20 protein-coding genes and 1 tRNA gene are annotated in these 19753 nt (G+C 68.0%); 8 read left to right on the forward strand and 13 right to left on the reverse strand.

What is annotated here, in order from left to right; translation table 11 throughout:
• Nucleotides 1–176: 176 nt before the first annotated feature.
• Nucleotides 177–253, reverse strand: a tRNA-Arg gene (locus LE197_RS30395).
• Between the two features lie 732 nt (nucleotides 254–985).
• Here LE197_RS30395 and gabD point away from each other — a divergent pair.
• From gabD to LE197_RS30410, 3 genes are all read left to right on the forward strand, one after another.
• Complete coding sequence (gene gabD, locus LE197_RS30400; RefSeq protein WP_003106269.1) at nucleotides 986–2437, forward strand: NADP-dependent succinate-semialdehyde dehydrogenase; 1452 nt, start codon at nucleotides 986–988, stop codon at nucleotides 2435–2437.
• Between the two features lie 244 nt (nucleotides 2438–2681).
• On the forward strand, nucleotides 2682–3962 hold the full coding sequence (gene gabT, locus LE197_RS30405; RefSeq protein ID WP_003106268.1) for a 4-aminobutyrate--2-oxoglutarate transaminase: 1281 nt from the start codon (nucleotides 2682–2684) through the stop codon (nucleotides 3960–3962).
• 325 nt (nucleotides 3963–4287) lie between these two features.
• Nucleotides 4288–5487: an HDOD domain-containing protein gene (locus LE197_RS30410; protein ID WP_003112926.1), complete on the forward strand. Its 1200-nt coding sequence runs from the start codon at nucleotides 4288–4290 to the stop codon at nucleotides 5485–5487.
• A gap of 170 nt (nucleotides 5488–5657) precedes the next feature.
• Here LE197_RS30410 and LE197_RS30415 read toward each other — a convergent pair whose 3' ends face one another.
• Nucleotides 5658–7079, reverse strand: a complete 1422-nt coding sequence (locus LE197_RS30415) for a PLP-dependent aminotransferase family protein (protein WP_003106262.1) — start codon at nucleotides 7077–7079, stop codon at nucleotides 5658–5660.
• Between the two features lie 126 nt (nucleotides 7080–7205).
• On the opposite strand from LE197_RS30415, the gene LE197_RS30420 reads away from it, so the two are divergent.
• From LE197_RS30420 to LE197_RS30430, 3 genes are read left to right on the forward strand one after another with little or no spacing between them, the layout of a single operon-like run.
• Nucleotides 7206–7643, forward strand: a complete 438-nt coding sequence (locus LE197_RS30420) for a carboxymuconolactone decarboxylase family protein (RefSeq protein ID WP_057386894.1) — start codon at nucleotides 7206–7208, stop codon at nucleotides 7641–7643.
• An 11-nt stretch (nucleotides 7644–7654) separates the two neighbouring features.
• The gene (locus LE197_RS30425; protein WP_003118713.1) at nucleotides 7655–8062 is read left to right on the forward strand and encodes a cupin domain-containing protein; all 408 of its coding nucleotides are present in this window, start codon (nucleotides 7655–7657) and stop codon (nucleotides 8060–8062) included.
• A gap of 33 nt (nucleotides 8063–8095) precedes the next feature.
• Nucleotides 8096–8380, forward strand: a complete 285-nt coding sequence (locus LE197_RS30430) for an antibiotic biosynthesis monooxygenase family protein (protein ID WP_003106257.1) — start codon at nucleotides 8096–8098, stop codon at nucleotides 8378–8380.
• Here LE197_RS30430 and LE197_RS30435 read toward each other — a convergent pair.
• The 4 genes from LE197_RS30435 to LE197_RS30450 all read right to left on the reverse strand — a co-directional run bounded on the left by LE197_RS30435 (nucleotide 8377) and on the right by LE197_RS30450 (nucleotide 12301).
• The gene (locus LE197_RS30435) at nucleotides 8377–9309 is read right to left on the reverse strand and encodes a LysR family transcriptional regulator (RefSeq protein WP_003106255.1); all 933 of its coding nucleotides are present in this window, start codon (nucleotides 9307–9309) and stop codon (nucleotides 8377–8379) included. The genes LE197_RS30430 and LE197_RS30435 overlap by 4 nt on opposite strands.
• Before the next feature lie 49 nt (nucleotides 9310–9358).
• Nucleotides 9359–10573, reverse strand: coding sequence for a CynX/NimT family MFS transporter (locus tag LE197_RS30440; RefSeq protein ID WP_031640990.1), 1215 nt, complete (start codon nucleotides 10571–10573; stop codon nucleotides 9359–9361).
• A 162-nt stretch (nucleotides 10574–10735) separates the two neighbouring features.
• Nucleotides 10736–11506, reverse strand: a complete 771-nt coding sequence (locus LE197_RS30445) for a hypothetical protein (protein WP_057386897.1) — start codon at nucleotides 11504–11506, stop codon at nucleotides 10736–10738.
• A 108-nt stretch (nucleotides 11507–11614) separates the two neighbouring features.
• Nucleotides 11615–12301 (reverse strand): Crp/Fnr family transcriptional regulator, encoded by a 687-nt coding sequence (locus tag LE197_RS30450; RefSeq protein ID WP_003107720.1) that lies wholly within the window; start codon nucleotides 12299–12301, stop codon nucleotides 11615–11617.
• Nucleotides 12302–12376: 75 nt separating this feature from the next.
• Between LE197_RS30450 and LE197_RS30455 the strand changes: the two genes are divergently transcribed.
• Nucleotides 12377–12892 (forward strand): DUF962 domain-containing protein, encoded by a 516-nt coding sequence (locus LE197_RS30455; protein WP_003107722.1) that lies wholly within the window; start codon nucleotides 12377–12379, stop codon nucleotides 12890–12892.
• Nucleotides 12893–12931: 39 nt separating this feature from the next.
• Here the strand turns inward: LE197_RS30455 and LE197_RS30460 are convergent, their stop codons facing one another.
• Nucleotides 12932–13690 (reverse strand): M48 family metallopeptidase, encoded by a 759-nt coding sequence (locus LE197_RS30460; RefSeq protein ID WP_003084230.1) that lies wholly within the window; start codon nucleotides 13688–13690, stop codon nucleotides 12932–12934.
• Nucleotides 13691–13861: 171 nt separating this feature from the next.
• Entirely contained in the window at nucleotides 13862–14650 is a 789-nt protein-coding gene (locus LE197_RS30465; RefSeq protein ID WP_057386899.1) for a sulfite exporter TauE/SafE family protein, read from the reverse strand.
• Between the two features lie 93 nt (nucleotides 14651–14743).
• Between LE197_RS30465 and LE197_RS30470 the strand changes: the two genes are divergently transcribed.
• Nucleotides 14744–15442 carry an ArsR/SmtB family transcription factor gene (locus tag LE197_RS30470; RefSeq protein WP_003104488.1) on the forward strand — a complete coding sequence of 233 codons (699 nt, stop codon included), beginning with the start codon at nucleotides 14744–14746 and terminating at the stop codon, nucleotides 15440–15442.
• 13 nt (nucleotides 15443–15455) lie between these two features.
• Here the strand turns inward: LE197_RS30470 and LE197_RS30475 are convergent, their stop codons facing one another.
• The 5 genes from LE197_RS30475 to oscA all read right to left on the reverse strand — a co-directional run bounded on the left by LE197_RS30475 (nucleotide 15456) and on the right by oscA (nucleotide 19666).
• Nucleotides 15456–16445: a sulfate/molybdate ABC transporter ATP-binding protein gene (locus LE197_RS30475; RefSeq protein WP_003104490.1), complete on the reverse strand. Its 990-nt coding sequence runs from the start codon at nucleotides 16443–16445 to the stop codon at nucleotides 15456–15458.
• 3 nt (nucleotides 16446–16448) lie between these two features.
• Entirely contained in the window at nucleotides 16449–17318 is an 870-nt protein-coding gene (gene cysW / locus LE197_RS30480) for a sulfate ABC transporter permease subunit CysW (protein ID WP_003084239.1), read from the reverse strand.
• A 10-nt stretch (nucleotides 17319–17328) separates the two neighbouring features.
• Nucleotides 17329–18147: a sulfate ABC transporter permease subunit CysT gene (gene cysT, locus LE197_RS30485; protein WP_003084241.1), complete on the reverse strand. Its 819-nt coding sequence runs from the start codon at nucleotides 18145–18147 to the stop codon at nucleotides 17329–17331.
• Between the two features lie 161 nt (nucleotides 18148–18308).
• The gene (locus tag LE197_RS30490) at nucleotides 18309–19307 is read right to left on the reverse strand and encodes a sulfate ABC transporter substrate-binding protein (protein ID WP_003084243.1); all 999 of its coding nucleotides are present in this window, start codon (nucleotides 19305–19307) and stop codon (nucleotides 18309–18311) included.
• A gap of 176 nt (nucleotides 19308–19483) precedes the next feature.
• Nucleotides 19484–19666, reverse strand: coding sequence for a sulfur starvation response protein OscA (gene oscA, locus LE197_RS30495; protein WP_003084246.1), 183 nt, complete (start codon nucleotides 19664–19666; stop codon nucleotides 19484–19486).
• Nucleotides 19667–19753 lie beyond the last annotated feature (87 nt).

The following is a 19753-nucleotide window of genomic DNA, read 5'->3' on the forward strand; positions in this document are numbered from 1 at the left end:
TTGGGGGCACGGTTTAGGCACAGAATTGGCACAACCCGAAAACCAACCTAAATCGAGCTGTTCAGGCAGTGCTCATTTTCCGCTTCAAGCAGGGCTGATTGAATTCAAGGCGTAGCTGGGATGAGGGCAGGTTGATTTATCGTCTCTTATAAAACGCTTGATAAATCAATGAGATATGGCGCACCAGGCGGGATTCGAACCCACGACCCCCGCCTTCGGAGGGCGGTACTCTATCCAGCTGAGCTACTGGTGCGTATGTGTTGCGGCGGCCTATTTGACCATTAGCTGACACCCTTCACAACTCGATGAGTATTGCCTTCGGAGGGCAGTACTCTATCCAGCTGAGCTACGGATGCAGCGCCGCGGCTCGCGCGGCAGGCCGCAATCATACGCATCTCGTCGGCGGGAGTCCATTCCATGTGCGTACGTTCGTGATTTCGAACGAAAATGACCGTCCGTCGAGGATGTGCTCAGAAAAGCAGCAGAATTTTCCGACTTTCGTTGATTTTATCGAACGGGGTATTGCCCTTTGTCAGTGGTGGCCCTAGGATTCGTTTGAGATTTCAAACGCCCCCAAAGCCACAACAACAGGAGACCGGGGAATTGGCATCAGTTCAGCCGGCCGCGTGCCCCTGGAATGACCTCTTTCTGACCTGCCCGTCGCTCGTCCGGCCTTTCGCGCTGCCGGGCCGCCGTGGTGCCGGCGTGGCGTTTCGTCCGCGTTCCCTTTCCCGCACGAGCCTTTCGTATCCTCCCCGACGCCTGCCGGCGGTCGCGTTCTTCCGCGTCCGCCCGTTGCGCACGGTGGCCGGCCGGTAACGGCGACGCCGCTGGCACAGGGCGCAGGAAATGGAACACCGGGGCGCTGGCCCTTTCGAATAACCAGCAGGCAACACTTTCCGGTTACAACCGAACCAGACAACCAGGCACGCGGGGTAGTCGAGGTAGACCCGCTGCTCACGGCATTCCTCGAAGGAGACAGGTCATGCAACTCAAAGATGCCAAGCTGTTCCGTCAACAAGCCTACGTCGATGGCGCCTGGGTGGATGCCGACAACGGCCAGACCATCAAGGTGAACAACCCGGCCACCGGCGAGATCATCGGCAGCGTGCCGAAGATGGGCGCCGCCGAGACCCGCCGCGCCATCGAGGCTGCCGACAAGGCCCTGCCGGCCTGGCGCGCGCTGACCGCCAAGGAGCGCGCCAACAAGCTGCGCCGCTGGTTCGACCTGATGATCGAGAACCAGGACGACCTGGCCCGCCTGATGACCATCGAGCAGGGCAAGCCGCTGGCCGAGGCCAAGGGCGAGATCGCCTACGCCGCTTCCTTCCTCGAATGGTTCGGCGAAGAAGCCAAGCGCATCTACGGCGACACCATTCCCGGCCACCAGCCGGACAAGCGCATCATCGTGATCAAGCAGCCGATCGGTGTGACCGCGGCCATCACGCCGTGGAACTTCCCCTCGGCGATGATCACCCGCAAGGCCGGCCCGGCCCTGGCCGCCGGCTGCACCATGGTGCTCAAGCCTGCTTCGCAGACCCCGTATTCCGCCCTGGCCCTGGCCGAACTGGCAGAGCGCGCCGGCATTCCGAAGGGCGTGTTCAGCGTGGTCACCGGTAGCGCCGGCGAAGTCGGCGGCGAGCTGACCAGCAACCCGATCGTGCGCAAGCTGACCTTCACCGGTTCCACCGAAATCGGCCGCCAACTGATGGCCGAGTGCGCCCAGGACATCAAGAAGGTGTCCCTGGAGCTGGGCGGCAACGCGCCGTTCATCGTGTTCGACGACGCCGACCTGGACGCCGCCGTCGAGGGCGCGCTGATTTCCAAGTACCGCAACAACGGCCAGACCTGCGTCTGCGCCAACCGCCTGTACGTGCAGGACGGCGTGTACGACGCCTTCGTCGACAAGCTGAAGGCCGCCGTGGCCAAGCTGAACATCGGCAACGGCCTGGAAGCCGGCGTGACCACCGGTCCGCTGATCGACGCCAAGGCCGTGGCCAAGGTCGAGGAACACATCGCCGACGCGGTCTCCAAGGGCGCCAAGGTGGTTTCCGGCGGCAAGCCGCACGCCCTCGGCGGCACCTTCTTCGAGCCGACCATCCTGGTCGACGTGCCGAAGAACGCCCTGGTGTCCAAGGACGAGACCTTCGGCCCGCTGGCGCCGGTGTTCCGCTTCAAGGACGAGGCCGAGGTCATCGCCATGTCCAACGACACCGAGTTCGGCCTGGCGTCCTACTTCTACGCCCGCGACCTGGCCCGCGTGTTCCGCGTCGCCGAGCAACTGGAGTACGGCATGGTCGGCATCAACACCGGCCTGATCTCCAACGAAGTGGCGCCGTTCGGCGGCATCAAGGCCTCGGGCCTGGGCCGCGAAGGTTCCAAGTACGGGATCGAGGACTACCTCGAGATCAAGTACCTCTGCCTGGGCGGTATCTGAGCCCGGCGAGGAACGCATCCGGAGGGGCCGGACGGCAGGCAAGAGCTGCGCCGTCCGGTGTCGACGTTGCCGGTGGTGGCACCGGACGAACCGGGAGACGCGGTCGCCGATCGCGAAGCGGCTCCGAGCCCTGGCGGGCCTGCAAGTCCCGAGGCAGTCGATCATCGCATGCTGCCTTGGGGAGCTTCCTTCCCGCCTTCATCCTTTGACCCGGCCGACCCGATGAGCGGCCACTGAGGAAGCCATGAGCAAGACCAACGAATCCCTGCTGAAGCGTCGCCAGGCCGCGGTACCCCGCGGCGTGGGCCAGATCCACCCGGTCGTCGCCGAGCGCGCCGAGAACTCCACCGTCTGGGACGTGGAAGGCCGCGAGTACATCGACTTCGCCGGCGGCATCGCCGTGCTGAACACCGGCCACCTGCATCCGAAGGTGATCGCCGCGGTCCAGGAGCAACTGGGCAAGCTGTCCCACACCTGCTTCCAGGTGCTGGCCTACGAACCCTACATCGAGCTGGCCGAGGAAATCGCCAAGCGCGTGCCGGGCGACTTCCCGAAGAAGACCCTGCTGGTCACCTCCGGCTCCGAAGCCGTGGAGAACGCCGTCAAGATCGCCCGCGCCGCCACCGGCCGCGCTGGCGTGATCGCCTTCACCGGCGCGTACCACGGCCGCACCATGATGACCCTGGGCCTGACCGGCAAGGTGGTCCCGTACTCCGCCGGCATGGGCCTGATGCCGGGCGGCATCTTCCGCGCCCTGGCGCCCTGCGAGCTGCACGGCGTGAGCGAGGACGACTCCATCGCCAGCATCGAGCGCATCTTCAAGAACGATGCCCAGCCCCAGGACATCGCCGCGATCATCATCGAGCCGGTGCAGGGCGAGGGTGGCTTCTACGTCAACTCCAAGTCCTTCATGCAGCGCCTGCGTGCCCTGTGCGACCAGCACGGCATCCTGCTGATCGCCGACGAAGTGCAGACCGGCGCCGGCCGTACCGGCACCTTCTTCGCTACCGAGCAACTGGGCATCGTTCCTGACCTGACCACCTTCGCCAAGTCGGTCGGCGGCGGCTTCCCGATCTCCGGCGTGGCCGGCAAGGCCGAGATCATGGACGCCATCGCGCCCGGCGGCCTGGGCGGCACCTATGCCGGCAGCCCGATCGCCTGCGCCGCGGCACTGGCCGTGCTGAAGGTGTTCGAGGAAGAGAAGCTGCTGGAGCGTTCGCAAGCCGTCGGCGAGCGCCTCAAGGCCGGCCTGCGCGAGATCCAGGCCAAGCACAAGGTGATCGGCGACGTTCGTGGCCTGGGTTCGATGGTGGCCATCGAGCTGTTCGAGGGCGGCGATACCCACAAGCCGGCCGCCGAGCTGGTCAGCAAGATCGTCGTCCGTGCGCGCGAGAAGGGCCTGATCCTGCTCTCCTGCGGCACCTACTACAACGTCATCCGCTTCCTCATGCCCGTCACCATCCCCGACGCGCAACTGGAGAAGGGCCTGGCCATCCTGGCCGAGTGCTTCGACGAACTCGCTTAAGCTTCACCGGCAAAGCGATACCCCCGAGGCCCGCGCGTCCGCGCGGGCCTTTCTTTCAGAGGCTTCACGGAAACGGAAGCCTCTTTTTTCTGCCAGGGTTTTCCGCGAAACGCCCGACGAACGGTTTTCGCCTGTTACCCTTGGGCGCCTGGCGCATACGAATCCTCCCGCATTCCTCCGGTCGTTCCGTTCGTGGCGATTAGGACAGGTCCTAGAGGCGCACCGTGTTCGTCCGTCATACCCTTGTGTGCCCGCGGGCCGTGTCGTGCCCGCCTGTCATGCCTGGTGCGTCCCGCTCGGTTCGCCAGGTTCGAAGAGGAACGCCATGAGTGCCGCGAAAAAGGCCCCCGTCATCCTGATTGCCGACCCGGACCCCTGGAGTCGCGACTTGCTTGGCCAACTGGTCCTCGGCGTGCGTTGCGATGCCCGGCTGGTCCTCTGCGGCGATGGCGGAGAAGCGCTGGCGCATTGCCGACGCCGGCGCTTCGCGTTGATCCTGGCCGAGCTGAACCTGCCGCAGGTGGATGGCTTCGAGCTGCTGCGCGAAGCGCGCCTGCGCCGCTCGGTCGCCGAGCAGCCGTTCATCCTGATCAGCGACCGCGCCGACCAGGCCAGCGTGCGCGCCGCCGTGGCACTGGCGCCGACCGCCTACCTGGTGAAGCCGTTCCAGGCCGAGAACCTGATGCAACGCCTGCGAGGGTTGTTGCTGAAGGGCGACGAAGTGGTCGCCTGTCCGCTGCCGGAGCGGGACGCGGGCGAGAACCTGGAGGCTTTCCTCGAACGCGCGCGCGACTCCGCGGAGGGGGCGCCGTTGCTGGCCGACGTGCGTGCCGCCAGCGATCGTTGCCTGAGCGCCGAGGAGCATCCGCTGCGCGTGCTGGAGGCTGAGTTCGGCCGCGATCCGCAGATCACCGCTGGCCTGATCGCCGCCGCCAACAGCGCCGCCCGGCACGTCGGTCCGGCCTGCCAGACCCTGGGCCAGGCCCTGCGGCGGCTGGGACTCGGGCACAGCCTGAACCTGGTGCTCGGTTTCAGTCTGCAGCGGGCCATCCAGCTCGGCGAGCCGCTGCTGGCCGAGCGCGCCATGCACTTCTGGGATCTTTCGCAACGTTGCGCGGACATCGCCTGGGAACTGGCCGACGCCCTCGGCGCGGACGTCGAGCGCTGCTATACCGCAGGGCTGCTGCATCGCCTGGGCGACCTGGCGCTGCTGCGGACATTGCAGGATTGGTGCGATGGCGGCGGCGCGCTGGACGAGGCGCGCCTCGACGAGCTGCTGGGGCGTTTCGGCGCCAGCTTCGGCTCGGCCCTGCGGGCGCGTTGGCGGCTGCCGCTGGAGCTGCGCCGGCTGATCGCTGCGGCGTACCAGTTCGGTGGCGTGCTTTCCCGCGAAGAGCTGATCCTCAGCCTGGCGACCCAGGCCGCCAGCCTGCCCGAGGACGACGCGGAGCAACTGGCCGAGAGCAAGGCTGCCCGCATGCTCGGCCTGGACGGCGAACGACTGGCGAAACTGCTGCAGCCCTGAGCCGTCCTCGCTGGGCTTTTGCAAGGGGCGGCGCCTCCCGTAGGGCGGATAACGCGACGCGTCATGCGCCGCTGGGCATGGGACGCGGTTGCAATCGAGCCTCTGGCCGGGGAGATCGGCACCTACCTGCGCGCCGCCGAGTTGCCGGCCGTGGATGGGCGGAAGCGCGCCTAGCGCCGCAGCTCGGCGCGCAACAGGTCCAACGCCGGGTCGATGTCGTCCCGTTCGATGCAGCCGAAGCCGAAGAGGAAGCCGGCCTGTGCCGGGGTTTCCGCGTAGAAGGGCGGCAGGGTGCCGACCTCCAGGCCTTGCTGGCGCAAATGACGGGCGATGCGCAGCACATCCAGCGGTTCGCGACAGCGCGCCGCGAGGTGGATCCCGGCCACCGCCGGCAGCGCTTCGAGCCAGGGGCTCAGGTCGCCGTGCAGGCGTTCCAGCAGGCGCCCGCGACGCTGGGCGTATTCGCGTTGCAGGCGGCGCGTATGGCGGGCGAAGTCGCCGCGCTGGATGAACAGCGCGAGGGCGCGTTGCTGCAAGGTCTCGCTGTGCCGGTCGACCAGCTTGCGCGCCGCCAGCACCGCTTCGCGCAGGCTTGCCGGCGGCAGCAGGTAGCCGAGGCGCAGCTCGGGGAAGAGGGTCTTGGAAAAGGTCCCGAGGTAGGCCACCTGGCCGTTCCGGTCGAGGCTGCGCAGCGACTCCAGCGAACGCCCGTCGAAGCGGTACTCGCTGTCGTAGTCGTCCTCGATGATCAGCGCCCGGTGGCGCTGCGCCCAGTCCAGCAACTGCAGGCGCCGCTCCAGGCTCATCGGCATGCCCAGCGGGAACTGGTGCGACGGGGTGACGTAGACCAGCTTGGCGTTGTCCGGCAGCAGGTCGACGCGCAGCCCCTCGGCGTCCACCGGCACTCCGCGCACCTCGGCGCCGGTGGCCAGCAGGCTGGCGCGGGCCGGCGGATAACCGGGTTCCTCGACCACCGCCAGGTCGCCGGGGTCGAGCATCACCCGGGCCAGCAGGTCGAGTCCCTGCTGGGCGCCCTGGGTGACCATCAGCGCGTTCCAGTCGCACTGCACGGCGCGGTTGATCGCCAGGTAGCGGGAGATCGCCAGGCGCAGCTCGGGGTCGCCTTCGGTTTCCTTGTAGAACGCCGGCGAGCGCTGTTGCAGGCGTAGCGCCTGGAGCACGCAGGTACGCCAGGTATCGAAGGGAAAGCGGCGCTTGTCGGTCGTGCCGCCGGCGAAGCTGTAGCGGAGCGGTGCTCGCTGGTCCATCAGACCGGACTGCGGTTCGATGCGTGCCCAGCGCGCGGCCGGCCGCAACGGACCGTCGGCGCGCTGCGGCGGCGCTTCCCCGGCGGGCCCGCGGGCGACGAAGGTGCCGCTGCCGACCCGGCCTTCGAGGAAGCCCTCGCTGGCGAGGCGCTCGTAGGCTTCGCTGACGGTCTTGCGCGACACTTCCAGGCGTTCGGCGAGGTAGCGCGTGGCTGGCAGGCGATCGCCGGTGGCCAGGCGACCATGGAGGATCGCGTCGCGCAGCTGGCGATAGAGCTGGCCGACCAGGTCGTGGCGGCCGTCGAGGATCAGTTGCAGTTCCATGGCGAAATTGGCTACCTGGTATTTCTGGTAATTGGCTCTTCGTGGAAGCCAAAGGCAGGCTTAGTGTTACCCCATGCCGCGCCGCTTTCCACTCTCGCGGCTGCCAATCAGCCAAGGAGATTCGCCATGACCACCCGCCTCGAATGGGCCAAAGCCTCCCCCGACGCCTATGCCGCCATGCTCGGCCTGGAAAAGGCCCTGGCCAAGGCCGGCCTGGAGCGCCCGTTGATCGAACTGGTCTACCTGCGCACTTCGCAGATCAACGGTTGCGCCTACTGCGTGAACATGCATGCCAACGACGCGCGCAAGGCCGGCGAGACCGAGCAGCGTCTGCAAGCGCTCTGCGTCTGGCAGGAAATCCCCTACTTCACCCCGCGCGAGCGCGCTGCCCTGGCCTGGACCGAGCAACTCGCCCGCCTCAGCCAGGGGGCGTTGCCGCACGGCCTGCTCGACGAACTGCGCGAGCACTTCGACGACAAGGAGATCGCCGAACTGACCCTGGCGGTCTCGGCCATCAACGCCTGGAACCGCTTCGGCGTCGGCATGGGCATGCAACCGGAATGAGGTGGACGGCGATGAAGGCCAATCGATCGATCGCCTGCCTGCTGCTCGCCGCGCTGCCGACGCTGGCCAGCGCCCATGTTGCGGAGAAGGTGGAAACCCTGCACGACCAGGCCCTGGCCGAGATTCCCGGCCATCGTGGGTTGATGCTGACGGTGTCGTTCAAGCCCGGCCAGGTCTCCGCGCCCCATGTGCATCCCGGCTCGGTGTTCGTCTACGTGCTCGAAGGCACCGTGCAGACGCAACTGGAAGGCGGCCCGGTGGAGACCTACACGGTGGGCCAGAGCTGGTACGAGCCGGCGAACGTGCCGCACCTGCTGGCACGCAATCCCGATCCGATGAAGCCGGCCAAGTTGCTGGTCTGGGAGTTGCTCAAGGAGGGCGACCCGATCCTCAAGCCACTGGAGCGCGGCGCCCACTGAGGCGTCGCTCGTTCGTCCGGAGGAGCGTCCGTCATGAGCGCCAGCCAGGTCATCCGTATTCGCGCGCGCAACGGTCAGTCGGAACGGCTTGGCCTGCGCCTGCAACAACTGGTCGAACCGGGGCTGGAGGCGCCGGGTTGCCTGGAGTACCAGGTGCGCAGGGACGCCCTCGAGCCGGATCTCTGGCTGGTGTGCAGCCAGTGGCGGGAAGCGCAGCAGATGTTCGACTACCTGGCCGGCGGCATCCAGCAGGTATTCGCCGAAGTGCTCTGGCGCTCCCTGGCGGCGAGCCTCGAAGTGCAGGATGACGCAGGCTAGAGCAAACCCAGCTCGGCGCAGACGATCAGTACCTGCTCGCGCAGCCAGAGGTTCGCCGGGTCCTGGTCGGCGGCGCGGCTCCATGACAGGTGCAGGGCGAACGGCGGCAGCCCGGGCGGTGCGAGGCAGGCGTGATGGCGGCCATCGTCGAGCAGTGCATGGATACGCCGTGGCAGCATCAGCACGAAGTCGCTGCCCGACAGCAGTTGCAGGGCGGCGACGTAGCTGTTGGCGCGCGCGGCGACCTCGCGGCTGCGGCCCTGGCGTCGCAGCCACGTGTCCACCAGGTTGGCGTTGCTGGCGTCGAGCGGGGTCGGGAAGACGAAGCGGCGCCTGCAGAACTCGTCCAGTTCCAGGCGCTCGTGGCGCGGCTGGGCACGATCCTGTACGCAGAGCAGCTCGTCGCTGAACAGGGCGAGCGCCTGTAGCTCCGGTGCCGGTCGGTGGTACTCGGGACCGAAGTCGAAGACCAGGTCGACCTGGCCGTCGAGCAATGCTTCGGTGGGCAGTTCGGGACCCAGGCGGCGGATGTCCAGGCCGATCCTCGGGCCGTTGGCGGCGAGCCGTCGCAGGAGTGCCGGAAGGATCAGCAGCTCGACATATTCCGGCGCGCAGAGGGTAAAGGTCCGCGGCTCGCCACGCGGGTCGAAGCTGCCCTGGGCGGCGTGACAGGCGTTGATGCGGGCGAGCATTTCCTCCACGTGGGGCAGCATGGCGCGACTCTTGTGGGTCGGCTGCATGCCGCCGCGGGTGGCGATGAACAGCTCGTCGTCGAAGGCCTGGCGCAGCTTCTTCAGGCAGTAGCTGACCGTCGACGGACTGAGGTTCAGGTGTTCGGCGACCTCGACGAGGTTCTGTCGTTGGTGGACCTGTAGGAAGACCAGCAGGTCCTGCATGTCGACCTTGCGCAGGCCGTTGGCGATCAGCATCGGGGCGTCCTGACGGCGTCGGGAGCGCCATCAGAACCCGTCCCTTTCCTCAGCGCAAGCTTTCGGCGCCGACGCCTTGCGGCTGTCGCTCGTCGAACAGTGCCGCATAGCGCCGCGGGTCGAAGCGCAGGCCCAGCCCCAGTAGCAGCGCCGCCACCGTGGCCAGCCCGAGCCAGGCTCCGGTGAAGCTGCCGAGGCTGTCGCGCAGCAGCCCGGCGATCCATGGCGAGACCCCGGCGATCAGGTAGCCGGCGCCTTGTACCAGGGCAGCCAGTTGACCGGCGCGTTGCGGCGCGTCGAAGTGGTCGAGGCAGACGATCAAGCCCATGGGGAACAGCCCGCCGATGCCCAGTCCGAGACACAGCGCCCAGAGCAGCGGCAGGCTGGCCGGCGCCCAGGCGAGGCCGAGGAAGCCGGCCAGCATCAGCGCCGTTAGCCCGACCAGCACCGGGCGGCGATCCCGCGAGCGGCTGGCCAGGGCCGGCGCGAGCAACCCGGAGAGCACCTCCATGGCCGTCAGGAAACCGAGCAGCAGCCCGGATTCCTGGGCGCTCCAGCCCTGCTCCAGGTAATAGGGCGCGAGCCAGGCCAGCACGCAGGTGTAGCAGGCCGTGCCGAGGCCGAAGAACAGGACCAGCAGCCAGGTCCGCGGATAGCGCAGGAGGCTCCTGCCCGGCTGCGCGGCGGGCAGGCGCAGGCGGGTGCCGGGTTGCAGCCACCAGGCCAGCAGCGCGAGCGCGGCGAGCGCCGCCCAGGCACCGAGGCCGAGCCGCCAGCCGGCGTGCTCCGCCAGGGTCGGCGCGGCGCTGGCGGACAGCGCCGCGCCAGCCATGATGGCGGTGACGTAGAGCCCCATGCAGAGCGGCGTGCGCGCGCCGAAACGGGCCTTGATCAGGGCCGGCATCAGCGCCTGGATCAGGGCGATGCCGAGACCGGCGAGCATGGCGCTGCCGAGCAGGTCGGGCAGGCCTCGGCTGCCCAGGCGCAGGGCGCTGGCGGCGCCGATCAGCAGCAGGGCGAGGGCCACCGAACGCCACTCGCCGACGCGGCGGGCGATGCCCAGGCCGAAGAACATGCCGAGGCCGAGGGTCAGCACCGGCAGGGCGGTCAGCAGCGAGACGTCGCCGAAGCTGAGCGCGATCTCGCCGCGCATGGCGTTCAGCAGTGGGCCGACGGCGGCCATGGAGGGCCGCAGGTTGAGGCCGACCAGGACGATGGCGGCCATCAGCCAGAGGGTGCGGCCGGGTGGGTTGGCAGTGGGCATGGCGATCTCCTTTCGGGAGCACCATTGCGCCTGCGCCAGGGCGTGGCGGCAAATCAAAATCCGCAGGGCGGATTCGAAAAAATGCGCTGGCCAGGGAGTCGGGGCGGACGCTGGCGCAACGTTGCGAGTCGCGAGGTTATCCGCCCCGTGCGGCGCGTGGCCTCACTCCGCACTCAAGCGCATCAGGCTTTCGCTCAGGGCCCGCGCGTGGCGGTCGACGATGATCGGCGCCCAGGGCCTGCCGGAAGCGCTGACCAGCGCGCTGCTCTTGCTGTTCAGGTCGCGCAGGGCCTGGCTCAGGTACTCCCAGCGGTTTTCCAGTTTCTTCAGTCCCGCCGGGTTGGCGCTTTGCGCCACCAGCAGGGCGATGCGCCGGTCGATCAGCGGGACCAGCACGCTCTCGTCCTGGCCGAGATAGTCCCGGGGCTGCTCGCGGGCAGTCTCCAGCCCGCCCAGGTAGGCGCGCGCCAGGTATTGCAGGGACAGGTACTCGACCCGCACCGGCAACTGCCAGAGCGGCAGGGGCTGGCCTGGCGGGGGCGGTGGCACCTGGCGTTCCACCAGGTTGAGGAAGTCACGCAGGGCGCGGCTCAGTTGCTGCGGGTAGCGCCAGGGCAGGTCCTCTTCGCGGGGGCCGTAGGCCGCGCCTTCACGGATGCGCGCCACCAGCGTCTTTTCGTCTTGCCGCAGGAGCACCCCCTCGGGGGCGGTGGCGAGCGCGCGGTCGAGGCTGGCGAGGTCCTTCTCCAGTTGCGCCGCGTGCTGTTCCTGGAAACCCTCGCCGCGCAGCAACAACAGGCTGCCCACCGCGCGACAGGCCTGGACCTGCAGTTGTTGCAGGGCGCGTTGCTGGTCGTCGAGGGCGGCGCGCGCCGGCAGCACCAGCAGCAGGCAGTAAAGACAGAGGACAGCGGGAAGCGCGGGACGGAGCATGGGGAGATCCTGTTGTTGTCGTTATGGATATCCGCACCGAGGGCAGGTGCCCTGCACACGGTAGCCGGCCATGGCGCGCCTGCAAGCGTTCGAAAGTGTGATTCGCGCTCAGCCGTGGGTGGCCGCGCGCAGGCCGGCGAGGTCGAGAATCTCGATGCCGCCGTAGCTGAGCTGGAGGATGCCCTGGGCTTCGAGGTCCTTGAGGATCTGGTTGGTGGTCTGCCGCGACAGCGACAGCATCAATGCCAACTGCTCCTGCGGCAGGTGCAGGACCTGCCGGCTGCGGCTGTTGTCGTAGCCCTCGGCGAGCATCAGCAGGCGCCGCGCCAGGCGTTGTGCGGCCGGCAGCAGGGCCATCTCTTCCAGGGCGATGAATGCCAGGCGCAGCTTGTGGCTCATCAGCAGGGCCACGTCGCGCCAGTAGTGCGGCTCGCGGCGAAGCAGTTCGAGCAGCGCCGCCTGCGGCACCTGGAGTAGCTGGGTGTGGCCTTCGGCGTAGGCGTCGTGGGTGCGCGCCTGGCCGTCGAACAGGGCGATCTCGCCGAACCAGTGCGGCGCTTCCACCAGGATCAGCAGCGCCTCCTTGCCGTTCTCGCTGACCGCGCTGATACGGATCGCGCCCTCGACCACGCAGTACAGTCCGCAGGGCGCGTCGCCGCGGGCGAACAGGCGCTGGCCCGGCGGCAACTGGCGCGGTTGGGCGAGTGCCAGCAGGTGCGTCTGCAAGGCCTCCGGCAAACCCTGGAACCAGCGGCCGGCCTGGAGTTGCGAACGGTAGTCGGTACGCTCGTTCATGTTTGTCGTCTAGCTGACAGAGTGGAAAACCGGGGCGGCGCGATGATGCGAGAACCCTGGCGTGAGACCACAACAATGAAAACCCTAGTCGATCACCTTGCGCAATACGCCGCCTACCACCGCGACCGGCGCAACATCTTCAGCCATTTCATCGGCATTCCGATGATCGTCCTCTCCATCGCCGTGTTGCTGGCGCGGCCGGCGCTGGGGTTCGGCCTGTCTCCGGCGCTGCTGCTGGCGCTCGCCGCGGCGCTGTTCTACCTGCGCCTGGACCTGCGCTTCGGCGTGGCCATGACGGCGCTGCTGGCGCTGACGGTGTGGGGAGCTGCGCAATTGGCGGCGGGGACTACCGCTGCCTGGCTGGGCTGGGGCGTCGGCCTGTTCGTGGTCGGCTGGATCATCCAGTTCGTCGGTCATTACTACGAAGGGCGCAAGCCGGCCTTCGTCGACGATCTCAGCGGGTTGATCGTCGGTCCGCTCTTCGTGCTGGCGGAACTAGCCTTTCTGCTGGGGCTGCGCGGCGACGTGCAGCGCGAGGTCGAGGAGCGCGCCGGCCCGACCTGCATTCGCGAGCACAAGCGGGCGGCGTGAGAAGGTCTCCCGCGAGCGCGGGAGACCGGGGTGGGAGCGTTACTTGCGATCCGCGGCGATGCGCTGGCGGATGTGATCGGCGCGGGCCTGGGAGCCCGGGTGCGAATCGAACATGCTGCTGTCGCCGCCGCCCAGCTTGGCCAGCTTCTCGAAGGCGGTGACCAGGCCCTGGGTGTTCACTCCGCGCTTCTTCAGTAGCTCGTAGGAGAAATCGTCGGCGTCGGATTCCTGGGACTGGGAGAACTGCGCGTTGACCAGCGATTCGGTGAGTTCGCCCAGCTGGGAGCCGGACAGGGCGGCCAGCGCGCCGCTCTTCGAGGCGCCGGCGGCGCCGCGCACCGCGGCGGCCGCGTAGGCGGTCTGGGCGGCCTTGCGGGTGTGGCCGAGGGCGACGTGGCCCATCTCGTGGCCGAGCACGCCTTCGATCTCGTTGTCGCTCATCAGCTCCATCAGCCCGCTGTAGACGCGGATGCAGCCGTTGGCCATGGCCCAGGCGTTGACCTCCTCGGTGAGGTAGACCTTGTAGTTCACCGGCACGCCGTCGATCTGGTCGCCCAGGGCCTTGGCGATCTTGTCCAGGCGCTGGCCGTACTTGCTGTTGGCCGGGGCGATGCGGTTCTGCTGGTCGGACTCGGCACAGGCCTGGTCGGCGACCTGGCGGACCTCGGCGTCGCTCAGGGTGGCGGCCTTCACCGCCATCATGCCGTGCTGCATGAGGTCCCCCTGGGGCAGGTTCTGGCAGCCGGCCAGGGTGGCGCAGGCGAGGGCCAGGGCGGAAAGGGAAAGACGGGTCTTCATCGTGTGCTCCTTGCGATAGGTGGCGTTCCGTGCCGGACGGGCGTGTTCCGCCCGGTGCCGCGCGCCCGGTGGGGGTCGCGCGGCGGCGGATGATAGCGGCTTGTGCCGTTCGTCGGAAGTCCCGTGAAGGCCGCAGGCCCGCCCTGGCGGGTGCGCAATGCGTCCCTGGCGTCAGTGGAAACCGCGCCAGGCGAGGTTGGCGCCGAGCAGCAGGAGACCGACGAAGAAGCAGCGCCTGAACAGCGTCGCGCTGATCCGCTGGCGCAGCCACTGGCCGAGGAGCATCCCGCCCAGCGCCGGGACCAGGGTCAGCAGCGAGGCGCCGAGCATCTGCGGTTCGAGCAGGTCGCCATGCACGCCGAGAGTGACCGCCAGGGCCAGGGTCGAGGCGCTGAACGACAGGCCGAGGGCCTGGACCAGTTCGTCGCGCTGCAATCCTAGGGCTCCCAGGTAGGGCACCGCGGGAATCACGAAAACCCCGGTGACCGCGGTCAGCGCGCCGGTCGCCAGCCCGACCAGCGGGCCGGCCCAGGGCTCGTGGCGTGCCGGCAGGTGCAGCGGGATCGCGGCCAGGCCGAGCAGCGCGTAGGCCGCCAGGGCCAGGCCGAGCACGCCGGTGGCCTGCCTTGGTGCGTCGCCGCCGAGCCATGCGCCGACCAGCAGGGTGCCCACGATCACCCCGAGCAGCAGGCCGGCCAGGCGCTTCATCAAGCCGAGGAAGCGCGGGCCGCAGGCGAGCTGCCAGAGGTTGGTCACCATCGACGGTACGATCAGCAGCGCCGCCGCCTGCATCGGCGGCATGGCCAGGCCGAGCAGGCCCACCGAGACCGTCGGCAGGCCCAGGCCGAGCAGGCCCACCGAGACCGTCGGCAGGCCCAGGCCGACCACGCCCTTGACGAAGCCCGCGAGAAGGAAGGTGAGGGCGATCAGTGGGATCAGGGCGTGGAGGTCGACGGACATGCGGGTTCTTCCTTGTCTCGGGCTGGCGCGAACGGGCGATGGCGGCCAGTATCTCTCGTCGTCGACAGGCAATGTTTCATCCGGAGGTGAAGCATGCAATTCAATCCCGGCTTCAGTTCGCTGGCGGCGCTGCTCGCCGATCCCGGCCGCGCGCAGATGATCTGGGCACTGATGGATGGCAGCGCCCGCCCGGCCAGCGAGCTGGCGCTGCTGGCGGGCGTCTCGCCATCCTCCGCCAGCGGCCACCTGGGACGGCTGGTCGAGGGCGGCGTGCTGAGCCTGGAGGCGCGCGGGCGCAATCGCTTCTATCGCCTGGCCGGGCCGGAAGTGGGACAGGCGGTGGAAGCGCTGGCCAGCGCCTCCCTGGCCCTGCAGCCGCAGCGGCGCAGCCTGCCGCCGAGCCACGGCACGCCGTCGGCGTTGCGCGAGGCGCGGACCTGCTACGACCACCTGGCCGGCGAACTCGCGGTCGGTGTGTTCGCACGGATGCTGGATGCCGGCTGGATCGAGCAGGAGGGCAGGACGCTGCGCCTGAGCGCGACCGGCGAGGCCGGGCTGGCCAGGTTGGGAATCGACCTGGCGGAGGTCCGCCGCCGCCGTCGGCAGTTCGCCTGCGCCTGCCCCGACTGGAGCGAACGCAAGCCGCACCTCGGCGGCGCGCTGGGGGCGGCGTTGCTGGAGGCCTGTCTGCGCCAGGGCTGGTTGCGGCCGCAGGACGGCTCGCGGGCGTTGCAGGTGTCGTCGAAGGGCCGCGCGGGACTGCGCGGCCTGGCGGAGCGCACGGCGGGCTGAACCCGCCGCGGGATCAGAGATTGGCCACCGGCTGGAAGGCCTTCGGCTTGAAGTAGAGGGTCTCGCCGCGGGCCAGGCCGGCCAGGCTGTCGTGGTCCTTCACCACTTCGGCTTCGATCAGTTCGTCCTGGCCGTCGACCTTCAGCGTTACCCGGGTGATCGCCCCCAGCGGACGGATGTCGCGGACCTCGGCGGCGCGGTGCTCGGCCACCGCGGAACGCGACAGCGACACTTCGTGGGGGCGGAACAGCAGGTGCTGGTCGTTGCCCAGTTGCAGGCGGTTGGAGTCGCCGAGGAAGTGGTAGACGAAATCGCTGGCCGGGTTCTCGTAGACCTCGCCGGGCGAGCCGATCTGCTCGATCACGCCCTTGTTCATCACCACGATGCGGTCGGCCACCTCCATCGCTTCTTCCTGGTCGTGGGTGACGAACACCGAGGTCAGGTTGATCTCCTCGTGCAGGCGCGCCAGCCAGCGGCGCAGCTCCTTGCGTACCTTGGCGTCGAGGGCGCCGAAGGGTTCGTCGAGGAGCAGGATCTTCGGCTCCACCGCCAGCGCGCGGGCCAGGGCGATACGCTGCCGCTGGCCGCCGGAGAGTTGCTCTGGATAGCGGTCGGCGAGCCAGTCGAGCTGCACCATGTTGAGCAGCTCGTGGACCTTGGCCTTGATCGCGGACTCGCCCGGCCGCTCGCCCTTGGGCTTCATGCGCAGGCCGAAGGCGACGTTGTCGAACACCGTCATGTGGCGGAACAGCGCGTAGTGCTGGAAGACGAAGCCGACGTTGCGGTCGCGCACGTCGTGCTGCGAGACGTCCTCGCCATGGAACACGATGTTGCCGGCGTCCGGGGTTTCCAGCCCGGCGATGATCCGCAGCAGGGTGGTCTTGCCGCACCCGGAGGGGCCGAGCAGGGCCACCAGCTCGCCGCTCTGGATGTCCAGGTTGATGTTGTCCAGGGCCTTGAAGGCGTTGAAGTTCTTGCTGACGTTACGGATTTCGATGCTCATGGTTCATTCCTCGTCAGCATTGCTTTTCAGTCGGGACATGCGGGATTCGCTCCACTGCTTGAGCAGAAGGATGACCAGCGCCATCAGCAGCAACAGGCTGGCGACGCTGAAGGCGGCGACATGGTTGTATTCGTTGTAGAGGATCTCGACGTGCAGCGGCAGGGTGTTGGTGACACCGCGGATATGCCCGGAAACCACCGACACCGCGCCGAACTCGCCCATCGCCCGCGCGGTGCAGAGCACCACGCCGTAGATCAGGCCCCACTTGATGTTCGGCAGGGTCACGTGCCAGAACATCTGCCAGCCGTTGGCGCCGAGCAGGCGGGCGGCTTCCTCCTCCTGGGTGCCCTGCTCCTGCATCAGCGGGATCAGTTCGCGGGCGACGAAGGGCACGGTGACGAAGAGGGTCGCCAGGACGATTCCGGGCACCGCGAAGACGATCTGGATGTCGTGGTCGCTCAGCCATTCGCCGAAGTAGCCCTGGGCGCCGAACAACAGCACGTAGATCAGGCCGGCGATCACCGGCGAGACCGAGAACGGCAGGTCGATCAGGGTCACCAGGATGCTCTTGCCGCGAAACTCGAACTTGCTCACGCACCAGGCGGCGGCGACACCGAACAGCAGGTTGAGCGGCACCGAGATGGCCACCGCGATCAGGGTCAGCTTCAGCGCGGCCAGCGCGTCGGGTTCGAGGATCGCCTCGAAGAAGGTGCCGAAACCCTGCTTCAGCGCCTCGCTCAGGACCACGTAGAGCGGCAGCAGGAGGAACAGGGCGAAGACCAGCCAGGCCAGGACGATCAGGGCCAGGCGGCCGCCGGCGTTGCCGCGGCGGGAGGCGCTGGCGGTGGCAGCGGAAATGCTTGCACTGGACATGGCGCCCTCCTTACGGGGTTTCGATGCGACGCTGCAGCAGGTTGATCAGCAGCAGCAGGATGAAGGACACCACCAGCATCAGCACGCCGATGGCGGTGGCGCCGGTGTAGTCGTACTGGTCCAGCTTGACCATGATCAGCAGCGGCAGGATCTCGGTCTTCATCGGCATGTTGCCGGCGATGAAGATCACCGAGCCGTATTCGCCGACGCCCCGGGCGAAGGCCAGGGCGAAACCGGTCAGCCAGGCCGGCAGCAGCGCCGGCACGAGGATATGGCGGAACACCTGCAGCGGCCTGGCGCCGAGGCAGGCGGCGGCTTCCTCGACTTCCTTGGGAATGTCGGCGAGCACCGGCTGCACCGTGCGGACCACGAACGGCAGGGTCACGAAAGTCAGCGCCAGGGTGATCCCCAGGGGGGTATAGGCGATCTTGAAGCCGAGGTCGCTGGCGAACTGTCCGACCAGGCCGGCCGGCGCATAGAGCGCGGTGAGGGCGATACCGGCGACGGCGGTGGGTAGGGCGAAGGGCAGGTCGATCATGGCATCGATGATCTTCCGTCCGGGGAATTCGTAGCGCACCAGGACCCAGGCCAGCAGCGTGCCGATCAAGCCGTTGAGCACGGCGGCGGCGAGCGCGGTGCCGAAGCTCAGCTTGAGCGCGGCGAGCACCCGCGGCGCGCTGATGATGGCCCAGAATTGCTCCCAGCTGAGCTGGGTGGTCTTGAGGAACATGGCCCCCAGCGGGATCAGGACCAGCAGGCTGAGGTACACCAGGGTGTATCCCAGGGTCAGCCCGAAGCCGGGTATGACCGGGGAAATGCGTCGTGACATGTTCTGTCCTTACTCTGCGTTGGAACGCTTGGTGGCTCTCCCGGTGCCGGTTCCTTCCGGCAGTGGGCCCGGTACGGGACCGGGCCTGCTAGCCCCCTCGCCCGTCCGGGAGATGGTCTGGGAGAGGGGCCGTGGTTCGGGCGACGGGTCTGCCGTCGCGATCATTGCGCCTGGTAGATCTGGTCGAAGATGCCCCCGTCGTTGAAGAACTTCGGCTGGGCCGTCTTCCAGCCGCCGAAATCGGAGTCGACGGTGACCAGGTTCAGTTTCGGGAACTGCGTGGCGAACTCGGCGGCGACCTTCTGGTTGCGCGGCCGGTAGAAGTTCTGCGCGGCGATGCGCTGGCCTTCCTCGCTGTACAGGTATTGCAGGTAGGCCTCGGCGACCTTGCGGGTGCCTTTCTTCTCGACCACCTTGTCGACCACCGCGACCGGCGGTTCGGCGAGGATGGAGATGGAGGGCACGACGATCTCGAAGTTTTCCCCGCCCTGTTCCTTCTTCGCCAGGAACGCCTCGTTCTCCCAGGCCAGCAGCACGTCGCCGATCTGGTTGTTGACGAAGGTGATGGTCGAGCCGCGGGCGCCGGTGTCGAGTACCGGTACGTGCTTGTACAGCGCCTGCACGTAGTCCTTGGCCTTCTCGTCGCTGCCGTACTGCTTCTTCGCCCAGGCCCAGGCGGCGAGGAAGTTCCAGCGCGCGCCGCCGGAGGTCTTCGGGTTCGGCGTGATGACTTCCACGCCTTCCTTGGTCAGGTCGCCCCAGTCCTTGATTCCCTTGGGGTTGCCCTTGCGCACCAGGAACACGATGGTCGAGGTGTAGGGGGTGCTGTTGTCCGGCAGGCGTGCCTGCCAGTCGGCCGGCAGCAGCTTGCCGAGCTTGTGCAGTTCGTCGATGTCGCCGGCCAGGGCCAGGGTCACCACGTCGGCCTTGAGCCCGTCGATCACCGCGCGGGCCTGCTTGCCGGAGCCGCCGTGGGACTGCTGGACGGTCAGGTCCTCGCCGCCCTGGGCCTTCCAGTGCTTGATGAAGGCCGCGTTGTAGGCCTGGTACAGCTCGCGGGTCGGGTCGTAGGAAACGTTCAGCAGTTGCGTGGCTGCGGCAACCGGGCCGGAGACCAGGGCGCTGGCGAGTGCGGCCAGGGCGAAACGACGAAGGGACATGTGCAGCTCCTAGGTGTGTGCTGTTTCGATTGTTCTAATGGGGTGTTGGCGGAACGACGGGAACACGGGGCGTCAGGCGCGCATTCGCGGCCGACAGCTGCAGTACCGGTGCGGATGGGGTATCGAACGGATGTTCATGGCGAGACGCCTCCGGTGGTCCAGTCGGGTCGTGTGCTTCAGGCCTGCTTGACGGCCGGTTGCTGCAGACGGAATTTTTCCTTGCGCTCGATCTGCACCACCTGGCCGTTGTGCACGGTGATCTCGACGGCGCCGAAGCGCAGGCCGCGCAGGGCACTCTGGATTTCACGCAGGATGGTGGCTTCGTCCTGGCCATCCAGGCTTCTGAGGGTTGCGCTCATGGATCTCTGCTCCTGTGGCTCGAGGTGCCGCGTTGCTCGACGAAGTGGAGGCGGCGTGAGGCGCATAGTAAGCAGTGGGCAATATTC

Origin of the sequence: Pseudomonas sp. PS1(2021) (assembly GCF_020405165.1) — a bacterium.
GTDB classification, from domain to species: Bacteria; Pseudomonadota; Gammaproteobacteria; order Pseudomonadales; family Pseudomonadaceae; genus Pseudomonas; species Pseudomonas aeruginosa.